Origin of the sequence: Pantoea septica (assembly GCF_002095575.1) — a bacterium.
GTDB classification, from domain to species: Bacteria; Pseudomonadota; Gammaproteobacteria; order Enterobacterales; family Enterobacteriaceae; genus Pantoea; species Pantoea septica.
Genome location: NZ_MLJJ01000003.1, coordinates 69,782 through 95,462, shown reverse-complemented (window position 1 = coordinate 95,462; position 25,681 = coordinate 69,782). Strand labels below are relative to the sequence as shown.

Genomic DNA, 25,681 nt, shown 5'->3' with positions numbered 1-25,681 from the left:
TTTTGTGAGCCGCCTCGGCTGCTACGCTTTTCTCACTTCCGCACGCCATAGACGACTGTTAAGGTCCGGCAGATAAAAAGCTGGCCGAGACTTCAGGATGAAGCGAACTTGCACGCCGCATGATGCGGTCTTTAAAACCTTTCTGGCGCACCCGAGAACCGCGCGCGACTTTTTAACGCTGCATCTGCCGCCTGAGCTGCTGGCGCTCTGCGACTTGTCGACCTTGAAACTGGAGTCCGGCAGCTTTGTCGAAGATGATTTACGTCCTTACTACAGCGATGTACTTTACTCCCTGAAAACGCGCGCCGGCGATGGCTATCTGCAGGTGGTGATCGAGCATCAAAGCTCTCCGGACAAACATATGGCCTTTCGCCTGATGCGCTACGCTATCGCCGCGATGCAGCGCCATCTTGATGCCGGACATAGCAAATTGCCGCTGGTGATCCCCGTTCTTTTCTATCAGGGCAAACGCAGCCCTTATCCCTACTCTTTGCGCTGGCTCGATCTCTTCTGCGAGGCTGAACAGGCAGCTGCGCTCTATAATGGGCATTTCCCCTTGATTGATGTAACTATTATCCCGGATGAGGAGATTATGCAGCACCGCAGCATGGCGGCGCTGACTCTGCTGCAAAAGCATATTCGCCAGCGCGATTTAACAAGCCTTATCGCGCGTCTGGCCACCCTGATGCAGACCGAATTTATGACCGGACAGCAACTAATGTCGCTGGTAAACTATATGCTTCAGGTCGGCGAAACGCCGGATATGGAACTCACGCTAAGCGAACTGGCGCGTCATGTGCCGCAGCATAAGGAGACATTCGTGACCATTGCAGAACAGCTTGAACAGCGAGGCATGGAGAAAGGACGCCAACTGGGTAAACATGAAGCCTGCCTGGAAATGGCTAGAAAAATGCTAAAAAACAACCTGGATCGCGTTTTGGTGATGAAAATAACCGGCCTCACTGAAGAAGATTTACAGCAAATTCAGCGCCGCTAACCGTTAACAGGAACCGCCGCCTGGGCGGTTCTGCTTATTTGCCCGCTACTGCTTGAAGCTGACGATACTCACCCAGTTTGCCCCCTTGCCGACCGGCGCTTCAGCGACCCTTTGCAGCTCCCCGCTCTCTTTAGCGATGGCATAGCTGCCGATCACCGCGCTCTTCTCGCCGCTGGCTATCAGCCAGCGCCCGTCAGGCGTAATGGCGATGCCGCGCGGCTGCTTTTCAACCGGCCAGCTGTTAATCAGCTGCAGCTTTCCATCCTGCGGGCTGACGCGATAGCCCGTTACCGTGCTGCTGGTCCGCTCCGTCACGTAGAGAAAGCGCCCGTCTGACGTCATTTTGATATCGGCCGCCCAGATGCGCGGCGTGGTGTCGCTGTAGCTGGCGGTGCGCTCCACGCCGTGCTGCAGCTGATATTTCTGCGCGACCGCGCTGGGATAGTCGGCGACCTTTGTCAGCGTGCCATCCGGCTGCCGCGCGAACTGCACGATAGCGCCGCTCATTTCGCCAACGTTATACAGGAAGCGATTATCCGGCGACAGCGCCGAGTGTCGCGGCCCGTTTTTCTCTGCTGTAGCAACGAAACCGTCGCCCAGCGGCGTCAGCTGGCCATCCTGGTGCAGCGCCAGCTGCAGAATGCGATCGGTGCCCAGCACGCCGACGTAGGCGGCGCGATTCGTCGCATCAACAATCACCGAATGCGCAGCGTGACCCGCCTGTACCTCTGACACGAAAGGCGTCGTCACCTTCCCGCCTGACCCGAGGCGATAAACATGCACCAGACCGCTATCATAGGAAGCCGCCAGCAAAAAGCGCCCTTGCCTGTCCAGGCTGATATAGGGATAGCTTGCGGCGGCCGCGCTCTCTGACGCCGGCGTCAGCGCACCGGTTTTGCTGTTGATGGACCAGCTGACCAGCCGCATCGGCCTGCTGCGCACGGCGGCGTAAAGGGTCTGTTTATCCGGGCTTATCGCCATCGGCATCACCTTGCCCCCCGCCGGCGTTTCGCCCAGCGGCTTTAGCGCGCCGGTCCGATCGTTTAAGGCGTAACGCGCGATTTTTCCATCCTCCGCCGCCGAAACGTAAACAAAGGTCTGCGCCAGCAGCGAACCGCTAAAGGCCATGCCCAGCAGGAGAATCGCCCGGCGCAGCGCCAGAGTGTTATTCATGTGTCACCTCAGTAGGTTGAGAGTTGCCGCTTCAGGTATACGCAGCCGGACGCGCCGTGGTTATGTGTAGCTGCCTGAGGCCTGTTGGGAAATTGCCCAAAACGCCAGCGCATTCATATTGTTACATAGTTGTTATGTTTTACCATTTATTCAGAAATGCGCGCTGGCTCACTGCCGGATTGCCCGCTAATCCTCTGAAAGACCTCAGGTTGCCGGGAATGACCAATGCGGTTAAATCTGGCCCTGCCCGAACCTGCTACTCTTAGCCTCCACATCTGGAGGATCCATGAATTCACTAATTGATATTTTTACCAGCCATAAAAGCGAACGCAGTTTTACCGAGCAGCCGATTGACGACGCGATTCTGGATCGCATTATCAGCACCGCCTATCGCGCGCCGACCTCGGTCAACTCGCAGCAGGTTTCTGTCGTTGTAACCCGCGATGCGGCGAAGCGTAAGGAGATCTCCCAGATCGCCGGCGGCCAGCCGTGGATCGCCAAAGCGCCGGTGTTTTTGACCTTCGTGCTGGATATGCATAAATCGCGCGTGGCGATAGAGGCGATCGGCCGCGAGCAGATCGCTCAGCAGAGTATCGAGAGCATCGTTTCCGGCGCCACCGATGTGGGCATCGCGCTGGGCTCCGTGATGGCCTCCGCGCGCGCGGAAGGTCTGGGCATCGTGCCGATCGGCGGTATCCGCCGCGATCCCGACGCGCTGATTAGCCTGCTGGAACTGCCGGAATATACCTTCCCGGTTGCGGGCGTGGTGATTGGCTATGTCGATGAGCCGTCGCATCAGAAACCGCGCCTGCCGCTGGAAACCTTCCGCCATGAAGAGGCCTACCGCACTGCCGGGCTGGAGGAGAAGATCGCCGCCTACAATCAGGAGATGGTGCAGCACTGGCAGAACATCGGCCGTTCCGACGGCGAGAGCTGGAGCGAAAGCGTCAGCGGCTATTATCAGAACATCTACTTCCCGCACGTGCTGGGCGCGCTGAAAAAACAGGGCTTCGGCACCGACAAGTAACATCCGCCGCGCTCAGGCAGCTTGCCTGAGCGTCGCCCTTCTCTTCGCTCACTCTTTTTTGCCCTCCGCCTTTCGCAATCATCAGCATTCTGCTACGGCAGACGCGCGATTCTTAACTACGCTTAATGGTTGCTATATCCCTATTAAAATGGAGAGAACCATGAGCAATGATGAGCGTAAACCGACAACTACGGATGCCGGTATTCCCGTCGCCAGCGACGAGCATTCGCTGTCGGTCGGCCCTGACGGCCCGCTGGTATTGCACGATCACTATCTCATTGAGCAGATGGCGAATTTTAACCGCGAACGCATCCCGGAGCGTCAGCCGCACGCTAAAGGCAGCGGCGCGTTCGGCTACTTTATTGTGACCGATGACGTCAGCAAATATACCAAAGCCGCCGTGTTCCAGCCCGGCACGCGCACCGATGTGCTGCTGCGCTTCTCAACCGTAGCCGGCGAGCGCGGCAGCCCCGACACCTGGCGCGACCCGCGCGGTTTCGCTCTGAAGTTCTACACCACCGAAGGCAACTACGACATGGTGGGCAATAACACGCCGGTCTTCTTTATTCGCGATCCGATGAAGTTCCAGCACTTTATCCGCTCGCAAAAGCGCCGCGCCGATAACAACCTGCGCGATAACGATATGCAGTGGGACTTCTGGACGCTGTCGCCGGAATCGTCGCATCAGGTCGCCTGGCTGATGGGCGACCGCGGCATTCCTAAAACCTGGCGCCATATGAATGGTTACTCCAGCCATACCTATATGTGGGTGAACGCCGAGGGCGAAAAATTCTGGGTGAAATATCATTTTCACACCGACCAGGGCATCGAGTTCCTGACGCAGGAAGAGGCCGATGCCCTTGCCGGGAAAGATATCGACCACCATACGCGCGATCTCTACTTCTCTATCAAGGAAGGCAACTTCCCGAGCTGGACGCTCTATATGCAGATCATGCCGTTCGCCGAGGCGGAAACCTACCGCTATAACCCGTTCGACCTGACCAAAGTGTGGCCGCACGGCGACTATCCGCTGATTAAAGTGGGCAAGCTGGTGCTTGACCGCAACCCGACCGACAACCATGCGCAGATCGAACAGGCAGCCTTCGAGCCAAACAACCTGGTGCCGGGCATCGGTCTTAGCCCGGACAAGATGCTGCTGGGACGCGTCTTCTCCTACGCCGACGCGCACCGTCACCGCCTGGGCGTCAACTATAAGCAGATCCCGGTCAACGCGCCGCAGTCGCCGGTTAACAGCTACAGCAAAGATGGCGCGATGCGTATTCATCCGGTCTCCGATCCTGTCTATGCGCCGAACAGCAAAGGCGGCCCGGCGGCGGACGGCGAACGCTACCCAACCGACTCTACCTGGCAGGCCAGCGGCGAGATGGTGCGCGCGCCCTACACGCTGCGCAAGGATGACGACGATTTCGGCCAGGCGAATACGCTGATCAATAAAGTCATGGACGACGCGGCGCGCGAGCGGCTGGTCAGCAACGTGAGCGGCCATCTGCTTAACGGCGTAGAAGAGCCGGTGCTGTCGCGCGCGTTTGAGTACTGGCGCAATATCGATCAGGCGATTGGCGACAAAATCGCGCTGAAAGTGCTGGAAGAGCGCTCGAAACGGCAGGCTCAGCCATAATCCAGCATAAAAAAAGCGCCCAACTGGGCGCTTTATCTTTTTCTTCGCGAGGTGCAGGCACGCCGTTATTTCAGGCGGAACGCTACCACGCTGTCGCCGCTTTTGGTGCCGAGCGAACCGTGGCCGCCAGCGGCAATCACCACATACTGCTTGCCATCTTTACCCATAAAGGTCGACGGCGTGGCCTGCGCGCCCGCGCTCAGCTCGGTCTGCCACAGCAGCGCGCCGGTGGTGCTGTCATAGGCGCGGAAGAAGTTATCCGCCGTCGCACCGTGGAACACCACGTCGCCTGCCGTCACCAGCGGACCGCCGTGCGCCACCATTCCCATCGGGAAGCCAATCGGGAAACGTCCCGGCAAAAATGAGGTATTGAGGTTTTTGGTGGTGCCGATGCGGCGCAGCCATTCGGTCTTGCCGGTTTTCAGATTGACGCCCACCATACGGCCCCACGGCGGCGCGATACAGGGTATGCCCAGCTCTGACGCGAACTGCTGAATATGGATAGCGTAATCGCCGTGAAAGTTTTCATTCCAGTAAGGCGAACCATCTTTCGTGAACATGCGCTCGGTGGCGGTCGCTGGCGTACGCTTAATCAGGTTGTACTTATAGGCCAGACGCACCGGCGCGGCGATCAGCAGCTGACGTTCAGGATCGACCGCCACCGAGCCCCAGTTAAATACGCCGATATTGCCCGGGAAAATCAGCGAGCCCTTCTCGGTGGCCGGCGTCCACGGGTTGCCGTCATAGCGCAGCTCGCGGAACCCCATGCGGCAGCTCATCTGGTCGAACGGCGAAATGCCCCACATCGCTTTTTCCGTCAGCGGCTGCGGAATGAAGTTCAGGCTGGAGACCGGCTGCGTAGCGGCGAACTTCTCGCCCTCAACGCCGCCTTCGGTCGAGACCTTCACCTGATTAACCGGATAGATCGGCTGACCGGTCAGGCGGTTGAGCACGAACAGGTTGCCGGTTTTGGTCGGCAGGATGACCGCCGGCTGTTGGCTGCCCTGATAATCGATATCCACCAGCGACGGCTGAGACGGGTTATCGCGGTCCCAGAGATCGTGATTGGCGCTCTGATAACGCCATTTAAAGGCGCCGGTTTTCAGATCCAGCGCCACCAGCGCATCGCGGAATTTCTCCGTGTTGCTGTTGGGATCGCGCTCGATGCCCACTTCATCCGGCGAGGCGTTGCCGAACGGCACATAGACCAGGCCGTTTTTCAGGTCGGCGCTCAGCGTCGCCCAGGCCACCGGGGTGTCCTGCGGATAGGTCGCATCCGCCGCAATCGGCTGGGTCGCCTCCGGCTGGGCCGGGTCGAAGTTCCACACCAGACGGCCGGAAACGGCGTCCCAGGCGCGGATCACGCCGGACGGGTTTCCGCGGTTAAAGCCGTTGTCCATTACCGAGCCGCCGACAATCACCAGATTGCCCGCCACCAGCGGCGCAGAGGTTTGCATCAGCGCATGCGGACGCACTTCGCCCATATTGGCATGCAGGTCGACCACGCCGTTTTGGCCGAAATCGGCGCAAGGCTTGCCGCTGTCGGCATCCAGCGCCACCAGCTTCGCATCGGTGGTCGCGTTGAAGATACGCTTGCGGCAGAGCGCAGGCTGCGCTGCGCTGCTGTCCGTCGCCGGGTTGCCGGCGTCATAGAAGCCGACGCCGCGGCAGGTCTGGTGCTGCTGCATATAGGAGCGATCCTGCGGCGGCGCATATTTCCATTTCACCGCGCCGGTTTCCGGATCGAGCGCATGCACCTCGTTATGCGGCGTGCAGAAGTAGAGCATGCCGTTCGCCTTGAGCGGCGTCGCCTCAAAGGTGTATTCGGTCGCGTCGTCGCTCTGACGCAGGTCGCCGGTGTGGTAGGTCCAGGCGACCTCAAGATCTTTCACGTTATCTTTGGTGATCTGATTCAGCGAAGAGAAACGCAGCGCATTGCTGGAGCCGCCGTAGGCCGTCCAGTCGTTGCCGGCGCCGGTCGAGGCGGACGGCGTGCGCGCATTGGTAATGGTTCCCTGCTGCGGCAGCGGATCGTAAAAGCAGAGGCCGATCACCAGGGCGATCATCACCACCACCGTGGTGCCGAGGAAAGGATGGAACTTGCGCTGGGTCAGCGGACGCACCACCCAGGGCAGCGCCAGCCAGACGCCGAACAGACCAAACAGGTCGCCGCGCGGGATCCACTGCCACTTGTCGAAGCCCACTTCCCAGATAGTCCAGAACAGGGTGATCCACATCAGCAGCGCGTACAGCGACAGCGCGCTGCGTTTATTCAGAAACAGCAGTATCGCGGTGAGCAGTAAGCCTACGGCCATCAGCGCATAGAACGCGCTGCCCCCCAGCAGCAATAGCTTCCCGCCCATATACAGCATCGCCACGGCGACAATCGCCATTACGATACTGGTTAGCTTGTTAACCATGATCCTTCTTTTCCTCATTCAAGGGACGAAATAAAATAAATACACATAACTTCAACGTTATTTTAACTTAGGTAAATTTTTCGTAAAAACACAATATCTTGCGAGTGGTTAGCCTGGCTAACGGATTTACGACAGCCAAAAGCAGTGCAGGCTCGCTTTACAGAGCCTCTGGCGGGCATAAAGAGGCATGATGGTACGGTACGGCTAATAGGTTACCCGGCTTTACCGCATCTTTTGTTCAAGCCGCTGACAAAATGCACACATAAATTTAACCCGGCGTGGGTTGATGAGGCGGACTTTCCCCTTCTGTCGCAGCCGACACCGCTTAACTGCACCTAAATGATGCGCAGGCGAACCATTAGGCTGGTAATTTCATGCCTGCCTCGCGCGCAACGCCCGGCCAGCTTGCCCGCTACTCATTCGGCACCGATCTTGCTTCTCCCTTGCAGACCCTATTCACGCAGGAGAGGCACCATGCAGCCGAGTCGCTATCGTTACGTTATCTTTTCCATGTTGTTCTTTGTCGCCTTAATCAATTACATCGATCGCGGCGCGCTGTCCTTTGCCGCTAACGCCATCTCTCAGGAGTATCAGTTCAGCAAAGTTCAGCTGGGCGCGGTGCTGGGCTATTTTGGTTTCGGCTATCTGTTCGGATCGCTGTGCGGCGGATTCCTTGCGGATCGGCTCGGCACGCGCAAGGTCTGGCTAATGGCGGGCGTGCTCTGGTCGCTGCTGGAGATCGCCACCGCCTGGGCTGGCGATCTGGGCATGGCGCTGTTCGGCGGTTCGGCGATTATGGGCTTCGCCGCCCTGCGCATTCTGTTCGGCTTCTCCGAAGGCCCTGCTTACGCGCTGATGAACAAAGCCATCGCCCACTGGGCGCCGGATAACGAGCGCGGTTTCGCGCTGAGCATCGGCCTGCTCTCCACGCAGGTCGGATCGCTGCTGACCGCGCCGATTGCGGTCGGCCTGCTGCTGCTGACCCATGACTGGCGCATGATGTTTATTCTGCTGGGCCTCTTCTCGCTGCTGGCGATGCTGCTGTTTGCGCGCACCTTCAGCGACGCCCCGGAACTGCACCCCGCGGCGAACGCGGCGGAGCGCGCGCTGATCAGCGACGGTCAGCGTCAGGAGGCGCACGCTGATACGCCGCTGCCCTGGTGGCGCTTCTTCACCAGCCGTACCCTGGTGTGCAATGCGCTCGGCTACTTCTCTTTTCTCTATATCACCTTCACGCTGGTGACCTGGCTGCCGAAATATCTGCAGGACAGCTTCCATTACGATCTCCATTCCCTCTGGTACGTGGCGATGATCCCCTGGAGCGGCGCCTGCCTGACCGTGCTGCTCGGCGGCCGACTCGCCGATCGCCTGCTGGCGCGCTTCAATAACCTGCGCGTGGCGCGCAACCTGTTCGCGGCTGTGACGCTGCTGGGCACCGCCTGCTGTTTTATGGCCATTCCGTACGCCGGATCGGCAACGGCGATTATTGCGCTGATGACGCTGGGCAACGCGCTCAACGCCATGGTGAACAACGTTTACTGGTCTGTGGTCATCGACGTGACGCCGAAAGCCTCCGTCGGCGCCTTTAGCGGCATGACGCTGGCAATCGCCAATCTTGCCGCCATCGTCTCGCCGATGCTGTGCGGCTGGCTTGCGGAGTACTACGGCTACAATGCGATGTTTACCGTCACCGCCGTTATTGCGCTGGGCAGCATGCTGGCGATGACGCTGCTGCAGCCGGAGAAACCGCTACAGCCGCACAGCGCCGGCGGCGTAGCGCAGCAGGCGCTGTAACCGGCTGCCAGCGCGCCCTGCAGTCAGCCGTGGCGATCGCAGAAGCGCGCGATGTCGCCGGACTGAAAATCAGCCAGGTTCGCCATCAGCTTCTCCAGCGGCCACTCCCACCAGGCGATCTGCCGCAGGCGCGCGACGATGGCGGGCGTAAAGCGCATGCGGATCGGTTTCGCCGGCACGCCGCCTGTGATGCTGTAGGGCGCAACATCTTTCGTCACGACCGCGCCTGCCGCCAGCACCGCGCCGTCGCCGACCGTTACGCCCGGCAGCACAATCACGCCGTGGCCAATCCAGACGTCGTGGCCGATGTTAACGCGCGCGGCGCGGCGGTCGGCGAAAAAGCCGCTGTCGCGCGCCGCGCTGGCGTCGTAATACTCCGGGCAGTAGGTAAAGCGATGCTGCGAAGCGCGATCCATCGGGTGATTGGGCGCGCCAAGGCGCACCTGGTTGGCGATAGCGGTAAAGCGGCCTATCTGCGTGTCCGCCACGTGGCAGTATTCGCCGATATAGGAGAAGTCGCCCAGGGTGCTGTATTCGAGGTGGCTGCGCGCCAGGATTTCGCACTGCTGCCCGACGATGGTGTCGCGCAGGCGTACGCTGCTGTCGATAAAGGTCTGCTGCAGTCGGGCGGAAGAGAGAGCGTGCAAAGACATAATGGCCTCGTCTGGTCGGATGTCTGGATAAGCAGCGCGTGCGGCGCGGCGGAAACAGCGCTGACGGTAACGGGCGAAGATGACAGGCGAAAGACAGTGTGGTTGCGGCGGGACGGCGCGACGAAAAAGGCGGAGTGGTCAGCTCCGCCTTTATTCAAGTTCCGGCTAGTGAGCCTGGCCGGTCAGTTGCAAAAGGGCAACGATGATCTGCAAGATGACCCGGATAAGATCCAGGAGCAATCTAATCAGTTCCATCACTTTCCTTCTCCTTCAACAGGAGCGCGCTGTTCGGCTACCGAGGCTTTGACTCTACCCGCCGGGCGCCTAAGCACATCTTGTGGAGAGCGCTGAGCGGCACTCGTTGCTAAAGCCACAGGCCAGCACCACCTGATGCCTGCCGGGATTTTCGAAACCGTGCCCCTGGGAGCGGCCAGTCAGCAAGTCGGCTCTGCCTGGCGCTCAACACCTGTATAACCATACAGTATTTTGGCGAAACTTGAAATATTTCTCCGCGCTATTTAGAATCGCAGGTGTGGAGAGTGCTGAGCACCTCGTTCGCAGCGCGGTCACCAGCCGTTAAGCGAACAAAAAAAGAAAGGATTTGGCCGTGACGCCAAATCCTTTTTTTATGCCTGTGAAAAACTACTTCGCGCTGACGCGCCACACCGTGTTGCCGGCGTCATCCGCAATCAGCAGCCCCCCCTGGCGATCGGCGGCCAGCCCGACCGGCAAGCCTCTTACCTGCTTCTGATCGTCGGTCAGGAATCCCGTCACCACCGGCTGCGGCAATCCGACCGGCTTGCCGTTTTCAAATTTCACCCACACCACCTGGTAGCCGTTAAGCGGCGTGCGGTTCCAGCTGCCGTGCTCGCTGACGAAGGCGCCGCCGCGATACTGCGGCATATTGTCCGCCTGGTAGAAGAGCAGCCCCAGCGGCGCGACGTGCGAGCTAAGCGCATAGTCCGGCTTAATCGCCTTCTCTACCAGATCGGGACGCTGCGGCTGCGCGCGCGTATCCACATGCTGACCGAAATAGCTGTAAGGCCAGCCGTAGAAGCCGTTCTCCTGCACCGACGTCATATAGTCAGGCACCAGATCGGAGCCGATCTCGTCGCGCTCGTTGACGATAGCCCACAGCCGGTTGCTCTGCGGCTCCCACTGCAGGCCGGTCGGGTTGCGCAGCCCGGTTGCGTAAAGGCGCGTCGCGCCGCTGGCGGCGTCGACTTCCAGCACCGCGGCGCGATGGTATTCCGCGCCGATGCCGTTCTCGGTGATATTGCTGTTAGAACCGATGCCGACATAGAGTTTGCTGCCGTCCGGGCTGGCGACCAGCGCTTTGGTCCAGTGGTGGTTGATCGGGCCGCCAGGCAGATCGGTCACCAGCTGAGGCGGCGTGCGGATCTCGGTTTGCCCCGCCTGATAGGGAAATTTCACCAGGCTGTCGGCGTTGGCGACGTAAAGGGTATTGCCGATCAGCTGCATGCCGAAGGGCGAAAAGAGATTCTCGATAAAGAGGTGCTGCTCCCATTTGCCGTTCACGTTGCGCAGCAGCGTAATGCGGTTGCCGCCCTCGCCGCCCTTGCCTGAGGCTTTCTGCACGATGCCCATAATCAGCTGCTTAGGCCGCGTGGTGGGTTTGGCCGGACCGTTGGACTCCGCCACCAGCACGTCGCCGTTCGGCAGCGTCAGCACCTGACGCGGATGCTTGAGGTTCTCCGCGATCTTCTCGATTTTCAGCCCCTGCGCCACTTTCGGCATCTCGCCCTGCTTCCACGGCACCCCTTCCGGCACCTGCATCGGCGGCATAAAGAAGTTTTTCGCCTCAGGCAGCTCCGGATTCGGCCCGGTCTGCTTCTGGGGATCGAGCTGCGCGCCGCTGTCGCAGCCTGCCAGCAGCGCGGTCAGCGCCATCGCGATAAGCGTTTGCTTTTTCATCGGTGCTTCTCCTTAAGCCGTGCGCTGACGCAGCGCGAGTTGAACATTGGCGATCAGCATCAGCGCCACCACGAGGGTCGACAGGATGACGCCGGACGGCACCACGGCGTAAGCGTCGCGGCTGTGAACGAAGGCGTTAACGATCGCCAGCAGGATCGCCACCAGCGTGAGCCAGAAATGCACCTTTTCCGCGCGGCGGCTGCCGCGGAACAGATCAATCAGGGCGATAAGACGCGGAAGAATGGCGATGACCAGCCCGATGGCGATTAGCCAGCTGGCGGCGTGCGTCCACTCTACGACGTAACTGTTAAGGTAAATAATGTCGAAGATCCATGCCGCCACGAAAAAGCCGAGCGGCACAGGTTCGAACAGCGTGTAAAGCGCCACGGCGAAAGCCGATCGTCCCGAAGTTCTGGTCATTATCCTCTCCCTATCATTGAGCGTTACGGCGCGCAAAACGCGCCGCGCCTGTAAAATATTAGTAAATATGAAGAAAGATGACGGAAAGATTCAGGCGATAACGCGGCGTCCCTGCCGCGCTGAGGCGATTAGCGCTTGTCGGCAGGCAGGGTTACCCAGTAACCAGGCTGGTAAGGCAGCGGTAAAAATTTCTCATGAAAGGCACGGAACGTCGCGTCCGGATCGATATCGGCGAAGAGATCGGGATGCAGCCACTTCGCCAGCGCCTGAATAGCGACGAACTGATAAGGACTGTCGTAGAACTGATGCCAGATGGCGTGTGCATGGCCGTTGTGCGCCACCGGCAGGGTTTTGAAGGCGTCGCGCATCATCAGCATCTGCAGGCGCTTTTCCGCCTCCTTCACGTCGGCGCCCGGCCCGACCCCGACCCACTTGCCGACGGTGTTGTAGTTTTTCCAGTTCGCGCCGGTCACCACCACCACGTCGGGACGGCTGGCGATGATCTGCTCGGGGTTGAGGGTGCCGAAGGTGCCGGGAATAAGATCTTTCGCGATATTGCTGCCGCCCGCGATCTCCACCATCTGCCCAAAGTTTTCATTGCCGAACGACATGCAGCACTCGTCGGTGTAGCCGCCGGCGCGGTCGATCATTACTTTGGGGCGCGTGCCGTGAAAATCTTTCAGCCGCGCGGTGACGCGCTCAATCTGCTGACGGCGAAAATCGATAATCGCCTGCGCGCGTTCCGGCTTATTCACCAGCTCGCCCATGATGCGAATGCTTTTTTCCGCATTAACCATCGGCGCTTCGCGGAAATCGATAAACACCACCGGGATGCCGACCGCCTGCAGTTTCTCGATCAGCTTGCCTTCGTCGGTCGCCGCTTTCGACTCGAGGTTCATCAACACCAGATCGGGCTTCAGCGTCAGCGCCTGCTCGACGTTAAAGGTGCCGTCTTTGGCGCCGCCGAAGGTCGGCAGCGTCTTAATTTGCGGATAGCGCGCCTCATAGGCCTGATAGCCGTCCCAGTCCGCCTTATGAAAGTCGTCGCGCCAGCCCACCACTCGCTGAAAAGGCGCGTCGGTGTCGAAGGCCGCCAGCAGATAGATCTGCCGCCCCTCGCCCAGAATAATGCGTTTCGACTCGGCGGCGACCTCAACCTGACGGCCCGCCACGTCGGTGATGGTTTTGGCCGTAGCCGTTCCCGCGATGCACAACAACCCCAGCGCTAACATCCATTTTTTCATTGAATTAACCCATTCAAACGATAATGATAATTATTTATGTAAAGCGCCGTTACTATTACGCAAAATGGGTTGCAGGAAAAGAGGCAGAGAGAAATCTTTTACCGGCTGTCGAGCAGGCCCAGCTCGCGCCGGTCATGGCTGCAGAACAGCGTCACCTGCGCGTCGGTTTGCAGGGAGAGCGCGCGCAGCCGCTGCTGGTTGGTGCGCCAGGCGTCGCGATCGCTGCACATCATCCACTGGTAGAAGCGCAGGCCCGGCGTGCAGTGTCGCTCCGGCTGCCGCATCTCCTCGCGGTAAAACCAGGCGTCGCCGCCGTGCAGCAGCCAGCCGTCGCCCTGCCGCACCGCGATGCCCGCGTGCCCCAGCGTGTGGCCGGGCAGCGGCACCAGCAGCACCTCGTCGTTGAGATCGTCGAGCGCCTTCACCGCATCGAAGCCGAACCAGCGTTCGCCACCGGCGGCGTAGCCGCGCCAGCCGCTATGGTTGCCCCACTGCTGCGGCCGGAAGCGCTGTCGCTGCAGCCAGCTCTGGCGCTGCGGCGCGGTATCCAGCTCCCGCTGCAGCAGATGCACGCGCGCCTGTGGAAAGTCGCTGATGCCGCCCGCGTGATCGAAGTCGAGATGCGTCAGGATGATATGACGCACATCCTCCGGCTTAAAGCCGAGATCGACGATCTGCTGCCAGGCGCTGAGCCGGCGATCGAACTGAATATTATTGAAAAGCCGGAAAAAGCCCGACAGCCGGCCAGGGTGCGCCATATCCTGCAGGCCGATGCCGGTATCCACCAGCACCAGTCCGTGCGCGTCGGTTTCCAGCAGCAGACAGTGGCAGCTGAGGTGAGCCAGCGGCGAGCGGCTGAATCCGTCGTAGAGCGCGCCGCCGAAGGGACACATACAGCCGCAGTTGAGGTGATGAACGCGCATGGTTTCCTCCTTGCCTTTCGCCGTAGCGGCCAAAGGGCCGGTTAATGATGAACGGGTTAATTAAACAATAATGGTCAGCTCTGCCGCATCTGCAAGCGTGAGCGGCAGAATCGGCCACGCATTTTCCCAGTGCGTCCTTGCTCACAAAGTGGACAGGCTTCGTGAATCTGTTCACATCACCCTGTGCGGCTGCCCTAATTTACGGCTGCATTTACCTCGCTTTGGCTAATGCGTAAACAATCTGTGAACGCTAGATTACGAAATGAAACATCGTTTTAATTTTATTTCACATCCAGCGAGAGCCGTTGCATAAGGAGCCTGTGCCGTGAAGATCAGCGCAATCGAAGTCACCCAGTTTACTTATCCCAGCAGGCGTCATGCCGACAGCGCCGGACACTCCCATCCCGGCGACGAAACCGAGGCGCAGATGGCGCTGCTGACGCTGACCACCGAGGAAGGCCACAGCGGCTACGCCTTCGCGCCGCCGGAGGTGATCCGACCGCACGTGGTCAACGCCTTCTTCCGCAAGGTGCTGATCGGACAGAACGCCATGGATCGCGAACGGCTGTGGCAGGATCTGGCGCACTGGCAGCGCGGCAGCGCGCATCAGCTCACCGAGCGCGCCCTTTCCGCCGTCGAGCAGGCGCTGTGGGATCTTATCGGCCGCCGGCTGCAGCAGCCGGTGCACAAACTGCTCGGCGGCTATCGCGAACGGGTGCCCGCCTACGGCAGCACCATGTGCGGCGACGAGCTGCCCGGCGGGCTGGCGACGCCGGACGACTATGCGCGCTTCGCCGAAACGCTGGTGGCGCGCGGCTATAAAGCGATCAAGCTGCATACCTGGATGCCGCCGGTGGCGTTCGCCCCCAGCCCGCAGATGGATATCAAGGCCTGCGCCGCGGTGCGCGAAGCGGTCGGCCCGGATATCGCCCTGATGCTGGACGGCTACCACTGGTACAGCCGCAGCGAGGCGCTCACTATCGGCAAGGCGCTGGAGAAGCTCAACTTCAGCTGGTTCGAAGAGCCGATGGAGGAAGAGAGCATGGCCTCCTACGCCTGGCTGGCGGAAAACCTCAGCATCGACGTGCTGGGCCCGGAGAGCCTCGGCGGCAAGCATCACAGCCGCGCCGACTGGGTGCGCGCCGGCGCCTGCGACATCCTGCGCGCCGGCGCCAACGGCGTCGGCGGCATCGCGGCCACCATGAAGGTCGCCAGCCTGGCGGAAGCGTTCGGCATGGACTGCGAGGTGCACGGCAACGGCGCGGCCAGCCTGGCGGTGGTCGGGGCGATCCGCAACTGCCGCTGGTACGAGCGCGGCCTGCTGCACCCCTTTCTCGACTATGAGCAGCCGCCGGCTTACCTCAACAGCCTGATCGATCCGATGGACGATGAGGGTTATGTGCAGCTGCCGACCCGGCCCGGCCTGGGCGAAGACATCAACTTCAGCTGGATTGAGACCCATACGCTCAACCGCTGGTAACGCTGAGAGAGAAGTACAGCAAACGACGCTAAACCTCTGACCTGCTGGACTTACTTTATGACTATCCGCACCCGCTGCGGCGCGTGGCTCGCCACGCTGCTGCTGCTGGCGGGCAGCGCGTCGCTTCAGGCGAATACGCCTGACGACCAGCTGATCGTCGGCATGAATATGAACAATCTGCTCACGCTCGATCCCGCCGCCATGACCGGCAACGAAGTGGTCGGCATCGTGGTTAACCTCTATGACGGGCTGGTGGAGCTCGATCCGCAGCAGCTGACGCGCGTGCGCCCGGCGCTGGCGGAGAGCTGGCGCATCAGCCCGGACAACAGCACGCTGACCTTTCGGCTGCGCGACGACGTGCGCTTCCACTCCGGCAACGCCCTGACCAGCGCCGACGCCGTCTGGTCGATGCGCCGCGTGCTGCATCTCAACCTGGCGCAGGCGTCGGTGTGGAAATCCTACGGCTTCAGCAAGGCCAACGTCGACGAGATGATCGCCGCCCCCGACGCGCGCACCCTGGTTATCCGCCTGCCGAAGCCCAACGATCCCTCGCTGGTGCTCTACTCGCTCGCCGCGCTCGGCAGCATGGTGGTGCTCGACAGCAAAACGGTGCAGGCGCACGCCGTCAATAACGACTGGGGCAACCGCTGGCTCACCACCCATGCGGCCGGTTCCGGCCCGTTTAGGCTCGACGGCTGGCAGGCGAAAGATGTGCTGACCATGAGCCGCGCGCCAGACTACTGGCGCGGCGCGGCGAAGATGCAGCGCGTGGTGTTTCGCCACCTGCAGGAGTCGCAGACCCTGCGCCTGATGATGGAGAAAGGCGATCTCGATATCGCCAGCAATATGGCGATCCCGGACGTGCGCGCCCTGCGCAACGATCCCGATCTCAGCATCGACAGCGTGCAGCGCGGCACGATCTACTACCTGGCGATGAGCATGAAAGACGCCCATTTCGCCAACCCGAAGGTGCGCGAGGCGCTGCGCTATCTGGTGGACTATCAGGGGATCAATAAAACGCTGATGGCGGGTTACGGCGTGCTGCATCAGCGGCCTATCCAGGCCGGCATGCCTGCGACGCTGCCCGATCCCGGCTACCGGCTGGACATTGCGCGCGCCCGCGCGCTGCTGGCGGAGGCGGGGTATCCCTACGGCTTCGACACCACGCTGCGCGTGCTGGCGGATCAGCCCTTTCTCAACGTCGCCATCGCCATCCAGTCGACGCTGATGCAGGCGGGGATCCGCGCGCGCATTATCACCGGCACCGGTAACCAGATCTATGGCGCGATGCGCGACCGGCAGTTCGGGCTGCTGGTCGGGCGCGGCGGCAGCGGCGTCGAGCCGCATCCCCACTCCAGCCTGCGCTCGCTGGTCTACAACCCGGACAACGCCGACAGCGCGCGGCTGACCAACTTCCAGGGCTGGCGCACCAGCTTCTACGACGCCCGGCTCAACAGCATGATCGATCGGGCGCTGACGGAGCGCGACCCCGCAAAGCAGCAGCAGGCCTATTTCGCCATCCAGCAGCGCTATGACCAGCTGATCCCGGCGCTGATGCCCATTTCCCAGATGGTCGATTCGGTGGTGGTTAACAACCGCGTACAGGCCTATCAGCCGCATCCGTCCGCCACCACCTTTTTACGCGACGTCTGGAAAACGCCAGAGAGCCTGGCAGGAGGCACGCCATGATCGCCGCCCTTCCGCAGCTGCGCCGCGTCAGCAAACGCGCGACGCAGGTATTTATCACCCTGTTCGGCCTGCTGCTGCTGACTTTCTTTATCGGCCGCGTCATGCCGCTCGATCCGGTGCTGGCGATCGTCGGCCCGGACGCCGATCACGCGACCTATCAGCAGGTTTACCACCAGCTCGGCTTCGACAAGCCGCTGTGGACGCAGTTCGGCATCTATCTGAACGGGCTGCTGCACGGCGATCTCGGTCATGCGCTGCTTACCGGCCAGCCCGTCAGCCAGGATATTCTGCGCGTCTTTCCCGCCACGCTGGAGCTGGCGACGCTGGCGATCGTTATCGGCGCCGGGCTCGGCGTGCCCCTTGGCGTGCTCGCCGCGGCGCGGCGCAACGGCGCGATCGATTATGCCGTGCGCGTGGTGAGCCTCGCGGGCTACTCCACGCCGATCTTCTGGGTCGGCATGATGGGTCTGCTGCTCTTCTATGCCCATCTGGGCTGGGTCGGCGGCGCGGGCCGAGTCGATTTCAGCCTCGATGGCGTGGTGCCGCGCCGCACCGGCCTGATGCTGGTGGATGCGCTGCTGGCGGGCAACGCCACGGTCTTCTGGAACGCGCTAAACCACCTGGTGCTGCCCGCGTCGCTGCTCGGCTTTCACTCCCTCGCCTATATCAGCCGCATGACGCGCAGCTTTATGCTGGCGCAGCTGTCGCAGGAGTTTATCCTCACGGCCCGCGTCAAAGGACTGACGGAGTGGCAGGTGATCTGGCAGCACGCCTTTCGCAATATTCTGGTGCAGCTGCTGACGGTGGTGGCGCTCGCCTACGGTTCGCTGCTGGAGGGCGCCGTGCTGATCGAGACGGTCTTCTCCTGGCCGGGCTTCGGCTCCTACCTGACCGGCAGCATGATGCTGGGCGATATGAACGCGGTGATGGGCTGCGTGCTGGTGGTCGGGCTGATTTTCGTGCTGCTCAATCTGCTCTCCGACCTGCTTTATCAGGTGTTTGATCCGAGGACAAAAGTATGACGCTATCGATCGATACGCCACCGGTCGGCGCAGCGCGCGAACGGCTGGCGCGCTGTCGGCGCTTTGCCGCGCGCGCCAGCCATTTCCTTCTACGCATGGCCTGCAATCCCCTGACCGCCATCGGCGGCGGCATTGTGCTGCTGCTCTGCCTGACGGCGCTGTTCGCGCCCTGGATCGCCCCTTATCATCCGCTGGTGCAGGATCTCGACAACGCCCTCAGCCCGCCGGGGGCGCAGCACTGGTTCGGCACCGACGAGTTTGGCCGCGATATCTTTAGCCGCCTGGTGTGGGGCGCGCGCATCACACTCTATATCGTGCTGCTGGTGTCGGTCACCGTCGGCCCGCTCGGGCTGCTGCTGGGCGTCGCCGCCGGCTATTTCGGCGGCAAGGTGGATGCGGCGCTGATGCGCATCACCGATATCTTTATCTCTTTTCCCAGCCTGGTGCTGGCGCTGGCGTTCGTCGCCGCGCTTGGCCCCGGCCTGGAGCATGTGGTGATCGCCATTACCCTTACCGCCTGGCCGCCCATCGCGCGGCTGGCGCGCGCCGAAACCCTGTCTCTGCGCCAGGCGGACTTTATCTCCGCCGTGCGGCTGCAGGGCGCGTCGCCGCTGCGCGTGCTGTGGCGGCATATCGTGCCGCTCTGTCTGCCGTCGGTGATTATCCGCATCACCATGAATATGGCGGGCATTATCCTCACCGCCGCCGGGCTCGGCTTTCTCGGCCTCGGCTCGCAGCCGCCTGCGCCGGAATGGGGCGCGATGATCGCCAGCGGACGCACCTACATGCTGGAGTGCTGGTGGGTGGTGACCGTGCCGGGCCTGGCGATCCTGATCAACAGCCTGGCGTTCAACTTCTTAGGAGATGGCCTACTTGACCTGCTCGATCCCCGCAGTGAGTAACGGCGCGCCGTTGCTGGACGTGCACGATCTGCGCGTCGATTTTGTTAACGGACGTCACAGCACCCCGGCGGTGCGCGGCGTCTCCTTTCAGCTCGGCCAGGAAAAACTGGCGATCGTCGGCGAGTCCGGCTCAGGCAAATCCACCGTGGGCCGCGCCCTGCTGCAGCTCCATCCGGCGAAGGCGCGCATTGAGGCGGCGCGCATGCAGTTCGGCGAGATCGATCTGCTGCGCGCCAGCCCGGCGCAGATGCGCGCCATCCGCGGCAGGCGCATCTCGATGATTATGCAGGACCCGAAATATTCCCTTAATCCGGTGGTGCGCGTCGGCGAGCAGATCGCCGAGGCCTGGCGCAGCCACCATCGCGGCCAGCACGCCGCCGCGAAAAAACGCGCGCTGGAGATGCTGGAGGTGGTGCGCATTCGCGAGCCTGAGCGCCTTTATCAGCGCTACCCCCATGAGATCTCCGGCGGCCAGGGCCAGCGCGTGATGATCGCCATGATGCTGATCACCGAGCCGGAGCTGGTCATCGCCGATGAGCCGACCTCGGCGCTCGACGTCTCGGTTCGCCTGCAAATTCTGGCGCTGCTGGATGAGCTGGTGAAGGCTCGCGGGCTGGGGCTGATCTTTATCAGCCACGACATCAGCCTGGTGCGCAGCTTCTGCGACCGCGTGCTGGTGATGTATGCCGGGCGCGTGGTGGAGTCGCTGGCGGCGAGCGATCTCGACCGCGCGCGCCATCCCTATACGCAGGGCCTGTTGGCAGCCCTGCCGGATATCGACCAGCGTCGCAGCCGTCTGCCGGTGCTGCAGCGTCAGTCCAGCTGGCTGAACGATTAAGGAGCGCGCATGATCGCTGTTGAGAATCTCAACCTGAGTTTCGGCGAAGAGCCGGCTCGAACCCAGGTGCTGTTCGACGTCTCCCTGAAGGTTAATGAAGGGGAAATCTTCGGCCTGGTGGGCGAATCCGGCTCGGGTAAAACCACGGTGCTGAAGTGCCTCGCGGGGCTGATTACCCACTGGCATGGCGAGCTGGCCATCGGCGGATCGCCTCTCGGGCGCCGCATCGACCGCGTACGGTGCAGACAGGTGCAGATGGTATTTCAGGATCCTTACGGTTCGCTGCATCCGCGCCACACCCTCGGCGCTATTCTGGAGGAGCCGCTGCTTATCCACGGCATCAGCCAGCGGCAGGCGCGCGTGGTGGCGATGCTGGAGAAAGTCGGGCTTAACCGCGCCTGGCTGACGCGCTATCCGCATCAGCTTTCCGGCGGTCAGCGCCAGCGCGTCGCCATCGCGCGCGCTGATTCTGGAGCCGCGCGTGCTGCTGCTGGATGAGCCGACCTCGGCGCTCGACGTCTCGGTGCAGGCAGAAATTCTTAACCTGCTGAGCGATCTGCAGCAGCAGGCGAATCTTACCTACCTGATGGTGACGCATGATTTAGGCGTGGTGGCGCATCTCTGCCATCGCGTGGCGGTCATGCAGCAAGGGCGCGTGCTGGAGACGCTCGACGTGCCGACGCTGGTGGCCGATCGCGCGGCGATGCCCTATACGCGCATGCTGGTAGAGGCGAGCCGTCACTACAATCCGGCGCTGGCGAGCGAGATGTAGAGGAAAAAGCGAGGCGCGCGGCGAAGGCTGCGCGCCAGGAAGGCGTTACTGCGTAATCTGACGCACGAAATCGGCGATTTCCGGCACCTGGCCATGCTCGAACAGGCAGTGCTGCAGACGCGGGCCGCTGAGCGCGGTGCGCACCAGCGCCGGATCGAGCGCACGCAGCGTATCGAGATAGTTCTCTTTCAGCATCGCCGCTTTTACCTGATTCAGGATGCCCGCATTACGCACCTGCGGCTCTTTACGCTCGGGCGGATAGCCCAGCCCTTTTTCGCCGGTGAAGGCTTTTTCAAAGATAAAGCGCAAATTCAGCTCTGCGCCCCAGCCGAAGCCTTTGGCGAACGGCAGCGACAGCGCGTTGCCGTTGTTGATCTGGGCAAACAGATAGGCGTCCGCCGGATCGATGCAGTAGCCGCAGACTACGCCCGGATGCAGGTTGAGGGACATTAAAGCGCCCTGTCCGGTACCGCAGCCGGCAATAACGAAATCGACCGCTTTGCTGTTGAGCAGCACGCTGGCCATGATGCCGAGGTGAATGTAGGTCAGATGGTGATCCTGTTCGTCGCTCATGCCGACGTTAAAGACCTGATGGCCCAACGGCTGCGCGACGTTTTCCAGCTCCTTGCGCACGACGGCGTTTTTAGCGGCCTGGCTGTTTTCCATCATTAATGCGATTTTCATGATCTGCCCTTAAGTATTAATGAAACACCGTTTCATTTTAATCAAAAGCGGCTAAAGTGCATGGATTAATCGCGCACTGTGGCGTGAGGCATATCACAAAAACGGCAGTCAGAGGCCGATCCCAATGAGGAGACAAAATGTTTGTATATCGATCGCAGACGCAGCCTGAGGCTGCAGGCAATGGCGTGACGCGGCGCGTACTGGCGCACGGCGGCGGCATGATGGCGGTGGAAGTGACCTTTGAACAGGGGGCGGTCGGCCCCCTGCATCATCATCCTCATGAGCAGCTGACCTGGGTGCTCAGCGGACGTTTCGCCTTTACCATCGACGGCGTCACCCAGGAGGTCGGCGCAGGCGACACGCTCTATAAAGGGCCCAACGTGGTACACGGCTGCGTCTGCCTGGAGGCAGGCACGCTGCTGGATACCTTTACCCCGCAGCGTGAAGATTTCCTGCCGCCGGGCTAAGCGCTTCAGGCATGCAGGAAACGTCCCGGAAAATCAGACGGAACGGGATGCTGCTTTTCGTAGCGGCCAAACAGCCGGTAGCGGTTTAGCGCAATGCGGTTGTAGAAAAAGTCGCTGATAAAATGGGGGATCAGCAGGCCCGGCAGCGACAGCACGCCCCAGGGAAAAGGCAGCAGCCGCATCACGCGTAAAATGGCCTGAGCGCGGATCCAGTGGCGATAGCCGTCAATTAGCACGATAGTCCGGATATTTTCATCGGGCAGGCCGGCGAAACGCAGCAGCGCCTTGCCCTCTTCGCTCTGTACTGCCGCAAACCGGACGCGTCGGGAAAGCTTCAGGCGCAGCAGGAGATTGACCCAGCTATTACAAATTTTGCAGACGCCGTCATAGAGCACGACCTTTTCGCCGGGCTTGAGAAAGGGTGGCTGTGGCATAATTGTCTCCTTAATTTAATGACGGATACGATAGTTAAGTACGGTCATTAATTGCGCAGGCGTCAAGCCAAAAGCGGATATAAAAAAACCGGCCAGGCGGCCGGTTCAGGTTTAATTCTGCTGATACAGCGAGTTAATCGCTAAAAAGATAGCAGAAAAGCTGCGAATTATTTTGCGTAAGCTTCGGTTGAAATCGTCAGCGTCACGTCGTCGCCGACGGCCGGCACATATTTATCCAGCTTAAAGTCAGAACGCTTAATGGTGCCGGTGGCATCAAAGCCGATCGCCTGCTTCTTCACCATCGGATGCTCGCCCTGCTTGTTCAGCGTGGCGTGAAGCGTAACCGGTTTGGTGATGCCTTTCAGCGTCAGGTTGCCTTCCACGTCGAACTTATTATCGCCCTTCGCGGTCACTTTGGTGCTGTGGAAAGTCGCGGTCGGATATTTCGCCGTATCAAAGTACTCGGCGCCCTTGAACTCTTTGGTCAGCGCAGGCACATGGCTGTCGATGCCGGTAATCGGCAGGGTCACGTTAACGCGCGAAGCGGCTGGATTTTCACTGTCAAACACCAGCGTTCCTTTCGCGTCAGGAATGTCGGCGGTGGGATGAGAAAAACCGAAGTGGGTCCAGGTCACAATCACTGAAGTATGCGCCGGGTCAAGCTCATACTGTTGAGCGGCAGCCTGAGAAAGAGGTACATAGAGAGCAGTAGCGGCCAGCAGCGGCAGCGCAAGACGTTTGATATTTTTCACTTTAGGTTCCTTTTAAAACAGCCGAATCCATTTGAGTGTCGCCTAAACGCCCGCGCAGATATAGTGAAGAGTTTTGGTCTTAATTTTCAAATAAATTCAGCAATATCCTGGCGTGATTATTGCGAATCAAGGTGACGCGACTCCACGACGACGCCGTACGGCCAGCGGCAGAGAAGCTGCGCGTGCGCCTGTCGCAGCTGCGTCGGCGTCAGCGCGGCAAGCGACGCCCGGTCGAGATCGCGCAGACCGCCCTCCTGCCGCAGCCCGCGCTGCAGCGCCGCCGTCGCGTCGGGCACGGCGTCAAGCTGAGCGCACAGGCGCGTGCGCAACGCGTCCAGCGCGGCGGCCTTATCGGGGATCTGCAGCTGCTGCACGAAAAGGCGGCACGCCGCCAGCAGCGCGGCGGGCGCAACGTCCGGCGACTGCAGGACGAACAGCACGCCGTCGCGATCGACGCAGCGGTGATAGCGGCAGCTGACGACGTAGCCGATCTGCTGCTCAACGCGCAGGCGCTGGAAAAAACGCGGCTCCATCAGCAGCGCCAGCGCGCGCAGCGCCGCCAGCGAGATCGCGGGCGGGCAAGGCAAAAACAGCAGCAGCGCGCCGTCGCGGCTCTGGTGCGCCACCGTCAGCCGTTTGCCCTGCTCTGGCTCTGCGCCCTCTCCCTGGTCCGCGCCCGCCAGCGGCGCCAGCCATCGCGCGATAACGGCATGCTGCTGCGGCAAACCGCCGTAGAGCGCCGCGCGCCAGCCGCCGCTCGAGGCAGAAGCGGCAACCGCCTGCGGCAGCCGACGCAGCAGCTCGCGGATCGCCACATCATCCGGCGGCGGCTCCTCTTGCGGGCTTTCGTCGAGGCGTAACGCGTCCGGCAGCGTCGCCAGCCAGGCCTCGCCGCCCGGCGGCAGCTGCGCCTCCAGCAGCCAGACGCCCTGACTCTCCCGCCAGCTTGCCGCGCCGCCCTGATGACGCAGCAGCGCGAACAGCGGGCGCAGACGGCGGTCGATAGCTGCCGCCTGCGCGAGGGTGAGCGTGGTGAAAAAGGCCGGGCGCAGCATCAGGGTGGCCGGCTGCTCGCCGGGCGCCAGATGCAGCAGCGGCGCGGACGCCGCAGGCGGCGGCAGGTCGGCAAGCGGCTGCGCCAGCGGGTAAAACTGCAGGGTCGGCAGCGGCTCGTCAACGCGCGCGGGCGTCCAGGGCTGCAGCTCCAGGCTGAACCCTTGCGTCTCGGTCGGCGTGCCCTGCACGTCGGCCGCGCTCCACAGCCGCGCCTGCTGCGCCTCTGCAAGCTGGTGCAGCAGCGGCGTAAAACCGGCTGTATCTGCGGGCGGCAGGAATCCAAACGCCCGCTCGCGCAGCTGATCTAGCGGCGTCAGCGCGTTAAAGCGGCGCTGCGCCAGGCGCAGATAGTGCTGCTGCTGTTCCGGCGAGCTGTGCGCCAGCGCGCGCAGCACCTGCGGATACCAGGCGCAGACGGCGTCGGGCCGCTCCGTTTCAATCTGCAGCGCCAGCCAGCCGCCTGCGCTGTCAAGATTCAGCCATGCAAACTCAAGCCGCTGCGCCCAGCCGCGCTGGCGCAGGCTGTGCATCACGCCGCCCGGCACCTCATCCTGAAGAAATTCGCGGATTAACGTGACGTTGTCACGAATAGCCGCCATCTCGCCGCGCAGCGCGGCAGCGATCCACAATTCTCCTGCGCCCTGCGTCTTCAGGGCGATATCCGCTTCCGCCGCAAAACGCATTTCGCCGGGCGGCCGCTCGCTTTCGCCGGCGGGCAAAGGGTCGCCGAAGGCGCGCGCGATCTGCTCCAGCGTCTCCAGCGGCTGCGGCCCCTGCAGCCATAGCTGCATCTGGCTCGCCAGAAAGAAACGCTGATGGAACTGATGCAGCGCCTGCTTGAGCGCGCCGACGTCATCGCCGAAGGCGTCGCGGCTGCCGATATGAAAACGCTGACAGGCGGCGGGCGCGCTGACGCGCGTATTGAGCGCCGCTTCCCGCCTGGAGGGGGTATGCAGCTGGATCAGCCGATATTCGGCATCAATAACCGCCGATTCCTGAGCGATAGCCGCTGGCGCGAACTGCGGAGTGGCCAGCATATCTGCCAGCCGCGCCGTGCCTTCACCGAGCAGATCCGGCTCGGTTTCGAAAAAACCAGGCGCTGCTGCGCGCCAGCGTGGTGGCGTTGAGCCGCCCGCCTGCGGCCTGCACCCAGGGCATCAGGCGCGCATCGCCCTGGAACCGGGCGCTGTCGCTGAACAGCAGATGCTCCAGCAGGTGCGCCAGCCCCGGCCAGGCGTCGGGCTCGTCGTGGCTGCCCGCCGCCACCTGCGCCAGCGCGGCGGCCTGCCGCGCGTCGGGCTGATGGATCAGCGTGACGCGCAGGCCGTTCCGCAGCCGCAGCTGACGCGTCTCCACCATG

The 25,681-nt window shown here is 61.7% G+C and carries 22 protein-coding genes and 1 pseudogene; 11 read left to right on the top strand and 12 right to left on the bottom strand.

The genetic code is table 11. From position 1 onward, the window contains the following. Positions 1 to 97 precede the first annotated feature (97 nt). A complete protein-coding gene (locus HA46_RS02465; protein ID WP_084882070.1) occupies positions 98 to 997 on the top strand; it encodes an Rpn family recombination-promoting nuclease/putative transposase in 900 nt (299 codons plus the stop codon). A 45-nt stretch (positions 998 to 1,042) separates the two neighbouring features. Here the strand turns inward: HA46_RS02465 and HA46_RS02460 are convergent, their stop codons facing one another. After that, positions 1,043 to 2,170, bottom strand: coding sequence for a lactonase family protein (locus HA46_RS02460; RefSeq protein ID WP_084882069.1), 1,128 nt, complete (start codon positions 2,168 to 2,170; stop codon positions 1,043 to 1,045). A 286-nt stretch (positions 2,171 to 2,456) separates the two neighbouring features. On the opposite strand from HA46_RS02460, the gene HA46_RS02455 reads away from it, so the two are divergent. Further along, positions 2,457 to 3,197, top strand: a complete 741-nt coding sequence (locus HA46_RS02455) for a nitroreductase family protein (RefSeq protein WP_084882068.1) — start codon at positions 2,457 to 2,459, stop codon at positions 3,195 to 3,197. Positions 3,198 to 3,357: 160 nt separating this feature from the next. After that, a complete protein-coding gene (locus tag HA46_RS02450) occupies positions 3,358 to 4,836 on the top strand; it encodes a catalase (RefSeq protein ID WP_033790013.1) in 1,479 nt (492 codons plus the stop codon). A 65-nt stretch (positions 4,837 to 4,901) separates the two neighbouring features. On the opposite strand, the gene HA46_RS02445 is transcribed toward HA46_RS02450, so the two are convergent. Then, positions 4,902 to 7,256: a membrane-bound PQQ-dependent dehydrogenase, glucose/quinate/shikimate family gene (locus tag HA46_RS02445; protein WP_084882067.1), complete on the bottom strand. Its 2,355-nt coding sequence runs from the start codon at positions 7,254 to 7,256 to the stop codon at positions 4,902 to 4,904. A gap of 474 nt (positions 7,257 to 7,730) precedes the next feature. On the opposite strand from HA46_RS02445, the gene HA46_RS02440 reads away from it, so the two are divergent. Next, complete coding sequence (locus HA46_RS02440) at positions 7,731 to 9,050, top strand: MFS transporter (protein WP_084882066.1); 1,320 nt, start codon at positions 7,731 to 7,733, stop codon at positions 9,048 to 9,050. A gap of 23 nt (positions 9,051 to 9,073) precedes the next feature. Here the strand turns inward: HA46_RS02440 and HA46_RS02435 are convergent, their stop codons facing one another. The 5 genes from HA46_RS02435 to HA46_RS02410 all read right to left on the bottom strand — a co-directional run bounded on the left by HA46_RS02435 (position 9,074) and on the right by HA46_RS02410 (position 14,225). Next, complete coding sequence (locus tag HA46_RS02435; RefSeq protein ID WP_084882065.1) at positions 9,074 to 9,703, bottom strand: DapH/DapD/GlmU-related protein; 630 nt, start codon at positions 9,701 to 9,703, stop codon at positions 9,074 to 9,076. A gap of 642 nt (positions 9,704 to 10,345) precedes the next feature. Further along, on the bottom strand, positions 10,346 to 11,638 hold the full coding sequence (locus HA46_RS02425) for a PQQ-dependent sugar dehydrogenase (protein ID WP_033790006.1): 1,293 nt from the start codon (positions 11,636 to 11,638) through the stop codon (positions 10,346 to 10,348). A gap of 12 nt (positions 11,639 to 11,650) precedes the next feature. Next, a complete protein-coding gene (locus HA46_RS02420) occupies positions 11,651 to 12,058 on the bottom strand; it encodes a DUF2231 domain-containing protein (RefSeq protein ID WP_048786879.1) in 408 nt (135 codons plus the stop codon). Between the two features lie 128 nt (positions 12,059 to 12,186). Further along, a complete protein-coding gene (locus HA46_RS02415; protein WP_084882064.1) occupies positions 12,187 to 13,302 on the bottom strand; it encodes an ABC transporter substrate-binding protein in 1,116 nt (371 codons plus the stop codon). A 98-nt stretch (positions 13,303 to 13,400) separates the two neighbouring features. Continuing rightward, complete coding sequence (locus HA46_RS02410; RefSeq protein ID WP_084882063.1) at positions 13,401 to 14,225, bottom strand: MBL fold metallo-hydrolase; 825 nt, start codon at positions 14,223 to 14,225, stop codon at positions 13,401 to 13,403. Between the two features lie 325 nt (positions 14,226 to 14,550). Between HA46_RS02410 and HA46_RS02405 the strand changes: the two genes are divergently transcribed. The 6 genes and pseudogenes from HA46_RS02405 (at position 14,551) to HA46_RS02380 (ending at position 20,928) form a co-directional block, all read left to right on the top strand. Continuing rightward, positions 14,551 to 15,705 carry a mandelate racemase family protein gene (locus HA46_RS02405; RefSeq protein ID WP_084882062.1) on the top strand — a complete coding sequence of 385 codons (1,155 nt, stop codon included), beginning with the start codon at positions 14,551 to 14,553 and terminating at the stop codon, positions 15,703 to 15,705. A 57-nt stretch (positions 15,706 to 15,762) separates the two neighbouring features. Beyond that, complete coding sequence (locus HA46_RS02400) at positions 15,763 to 17,394, top strand: ABC transporter substrate-binding protein (RefSeq protein WP_084882061.1); 1,632 nt, start codon at positions 15,763 to 15,765, stop codon at positions 17,392 to 17,394. Then, positions 17,391 to 18,416: an ABC transporter permease gene (locus HA46_RS02395; RefSeq protein WP_084882060.1), complete on the top strand. Its 1,026-nt coding sequence runs from the start codon at positions 17,391 to 17,393 to the stop codon at positions 18,414 to 18,416. Before HA46_RS02400 ends, HA46_RS02395 begins: the two co-directional genes overlap by 4 nt. Continuing rightward, entirely contained in the window at positions 18,413 to 19,318 is a 906-nt protein-coding gene (locus HA46_RS02390) for an ABC transporter permease (protein ID WP_084882059.1), read from the top strand. Before HA46_RS02395 ends, HA46_RS02390 begins: the two co-directional genes overlap by 4 nt. Further along, positions 19,290 to 20,156, top strand: coding sequence for an ABC transporter ATP-binding protein (locus HA46_RS02385; RefSeq protein ID WP_084882120.1), 867 nt, complete (start codon positions 19,290 to 19,292; stop codon positions 20,154 to 20,156). Before HA46_RS02390 ends, HA46_RS02385 begins: the two co-directional genes overlap by 29 nt. A 9-nt stretch (positions 20,157 to 20,165) precedes the next feature. Beyond that, positions 20,166 to 20,928 (top strand): annotated as a pseudogene (locus HA46_RS02380) (ABC transporter ATP-binding protein). A gap of 45 nt (positions 20,929 to 20,973) precedes the next feature. Here HA46_RS02380 and HA46_RS02375 read toward each other — a convergent pair. Next, positions 20,974 to 21,612 carry an RpiB/LacA/LacB family sugar-phosphate isomerase gene (locus tag HA46_RS02375; protein WP_033789992.1) on the bottom strand — a complete coding sequence of 213 codons (639 nt, stop codon included), beginning with the start codon at positions 21,610 to 21,612 and terminating at the stop codon, positions 20,974 to 20,976. 137 nt (positions 21,613 to 21,749) lie between these two features. On the opposite strand from HA46_RS02375, the gene HA46_RS02370 reads away from it, so the two are divergent. Next, the gene (locus tag HA46_RS02370) at positions 21,750 to 22,079 is read left to right on the top strand and encodes a cupin domain-containing protein (protein WP_033789990.1); all 330 of its coding nucleotides are present in this window, start codon (positions 21,750 to 21,752) and stop codon (positions 22,077 to 22,079) included. A gap of 5 nt (positions 22,080 to 22,084) precedes the next feature. Here the strand turns inward: HA46_RS02370 and HA46_RS02365 are convergent, their stop codons facing one another. The 4 genes from HA46_RS02365 to HA46_RS02350 form a co-directional block, all read right to left on the bottom strand. After that, complete coding sequence (locus HA46_RS02365) at positions 22,085 to 22,513, bottom strand: thiol-disulfide oxidoreductase DCC family protein (protein WP_084882058.1); 429 nt, start codon at positions 22,511 to 22,513, stop codon at positions 22,085 to 22,087. A 167-nt stretch (positions 22,514 to 22,680) separates the two neighbouring features. Beyond that, entirely contained in the window at positions 22,681 to 23,265 is a 585-nt protein-coding gene (locus HA46_RS02360) for a YceI family protein (RefSeq protein ID WP_084882057.1), read from the bottom strand. 116 nt (positions 23,266 to 23,381) lie between these two features. Beyond that, complete coding sequence (gene pqqF / locus HA46_RS02355; RefSeq protein WP_244277493.1) at positions 23,382 to 25,358, bottom strand: pyrroloquinoline quinone biosynthesis protein PqqF; 1,977 nt, start codon at positions 25,356 to 25,358, stop codon at positions 23,382 to 23,384. 22 nt (positions 25,359 to 25,380) lie between these two features. After that, complete coding sequence (locus HA46_RS02350) at positions 25,381 to 25,680, bottom strand: insulinase family protein (RefSeq protein ID WP_084882055.1); 300 nt, start codon at positions 25,678 to 25,680, stop codon at positions 25,381 to 25,383. Position 25,681: the final 1 nt, after the last annotated feature.

Bases quoted from the DNA above. Each gene is read 5' to 3' on its own strand.
- HA46_RS02465 (WP_084882070.1), top strand. From the start codon at position 98: ATGAAGCGAACTTGCACGCCGCATGATGCGGTCTTTAAAACCTTTCTG.
- HA46_RS02460 (WP_084882069.1), bottom strand. From the start codon at position 2,170: ATGAATAACACTCTGGCGCTGCGCCGGGCGATTCTCCTGCTGGGCATG.
- HA46_RS02455 (WP_084882068.1), top strand. From the start codon at position 2,457: ATGAATTCACTAATTGATATTTTTACCAGCCATAAAAGCGAACGCAGT.
- HA46_RS02450 (WP_033790013.1), top strand. From the start codon at position 3,358: ATGAGCAATGATGAGCGTAAACCGACAACTACGGATGCCGGTATTCCC.
- HA46_RS02445 (WP_084882067.1), bottom strand. From the start codon at position 7,256: ATGGTTAACAAGCTAACCAGTATCGTAATGGCGATTGTCGCCGTGGCG.
- HA46_RS02440 (WP_084882066.1), top strand. From the start codon at position 7,731: ATGCAGCCGAGTCGCTATCGTTACGTTATCTTTTCCATGTTGTTCTTT.
- HA46_RS02435 (WP_084882065.1), bottom strand. From the start codon at position 9,703: ATGTCTTTGCACGCTCTCTCTTCCGCCCGACTGCAGCAGACCTTTATC.
- HA46_RS02425 (WP_033790006.1), bottom strand. From the start codon at position 11,638: ATGAAAAAGCAAACGCTTATCGCGATGGCGCTGACCGCGCTGCTGGCA.
- HA46_RS02420 (WP_048786879.1), bottom strand. From the start codon at position 12,058: ATGACCAGAACTTCGGGACGATCGGCTTTCGCCGTGGCGCTTTACACG.
- HA46_RS02415 (WP_084882064.1), bottom strand. From the start codon at position 13,302: ATGAAAAAATGGATGTTAGCGCTGGGGTTGTTGTGCATCGCGGGAACG.
- HA46_RS02410 (WP_084882063.1), bottom strand. From the start codon at position 14,225: ATGCGCGTTCATCACCTCAACTGCGGCTGTATGTGTCCCTTCGGCGGC.
- HA46_RS02400 (WP_084882061.1), top strand. From the start codon at position 15,763: ATGACTATCCGCACCCGCTGCGGCGCGTGGCTCGCCACGCTGCTGCTG.
- HA46_RS02395 (WP_084882060.1), top strand. From the start codon at position 17,391: ATGATCGCCGCCCTTCCGCAGCTGCGCCGCGTCAGCAAACGCGCGACG.
- HA46_RS02390 (WP_084882059.1), top strand. From the start codon at position 18,413: ATGACGCTATCGATCGATACGCCACCGGTCGGCGCAGCGCGCGAACGG.
- HA46_RS02375 (WP_033789992.1), bottom strand. From the start codon at position 21,612: ATGAAAATCGCATTAATGATGGAAAACAGCCAGGCCGCTAAAAACGCC.
- HA46_RS02370 (WP_033789990.1), top strand. From the start codon at position 21,750: ATGTTTGTATATCGATCGCAGACGCAGCCTGAGGCTGCAGGCAATGGC.
- HA46_RS02365 (WP_084882058.1), bottom strand. From the start codon at position 22,513: ATGCCACAGCCACCCTTTCTCAAGCCCGGCGAAAAGGTCGTGCTCTAT.
- pqqF (WP_244277493.1), bottom strand. From the start codon at position 25,358: ATGCTGGCCACTCCGCAGTTCGCGCCAGCGGCTATCGCTCAGGAATCG.
- HA46_RS02350 (WP_084882055.1), bottom strand. From the start codon at position 25,680: ATGGTGGAGACGCGTCAGCTGCGGCTGCGGAACGGCCTGCGCGTCACG.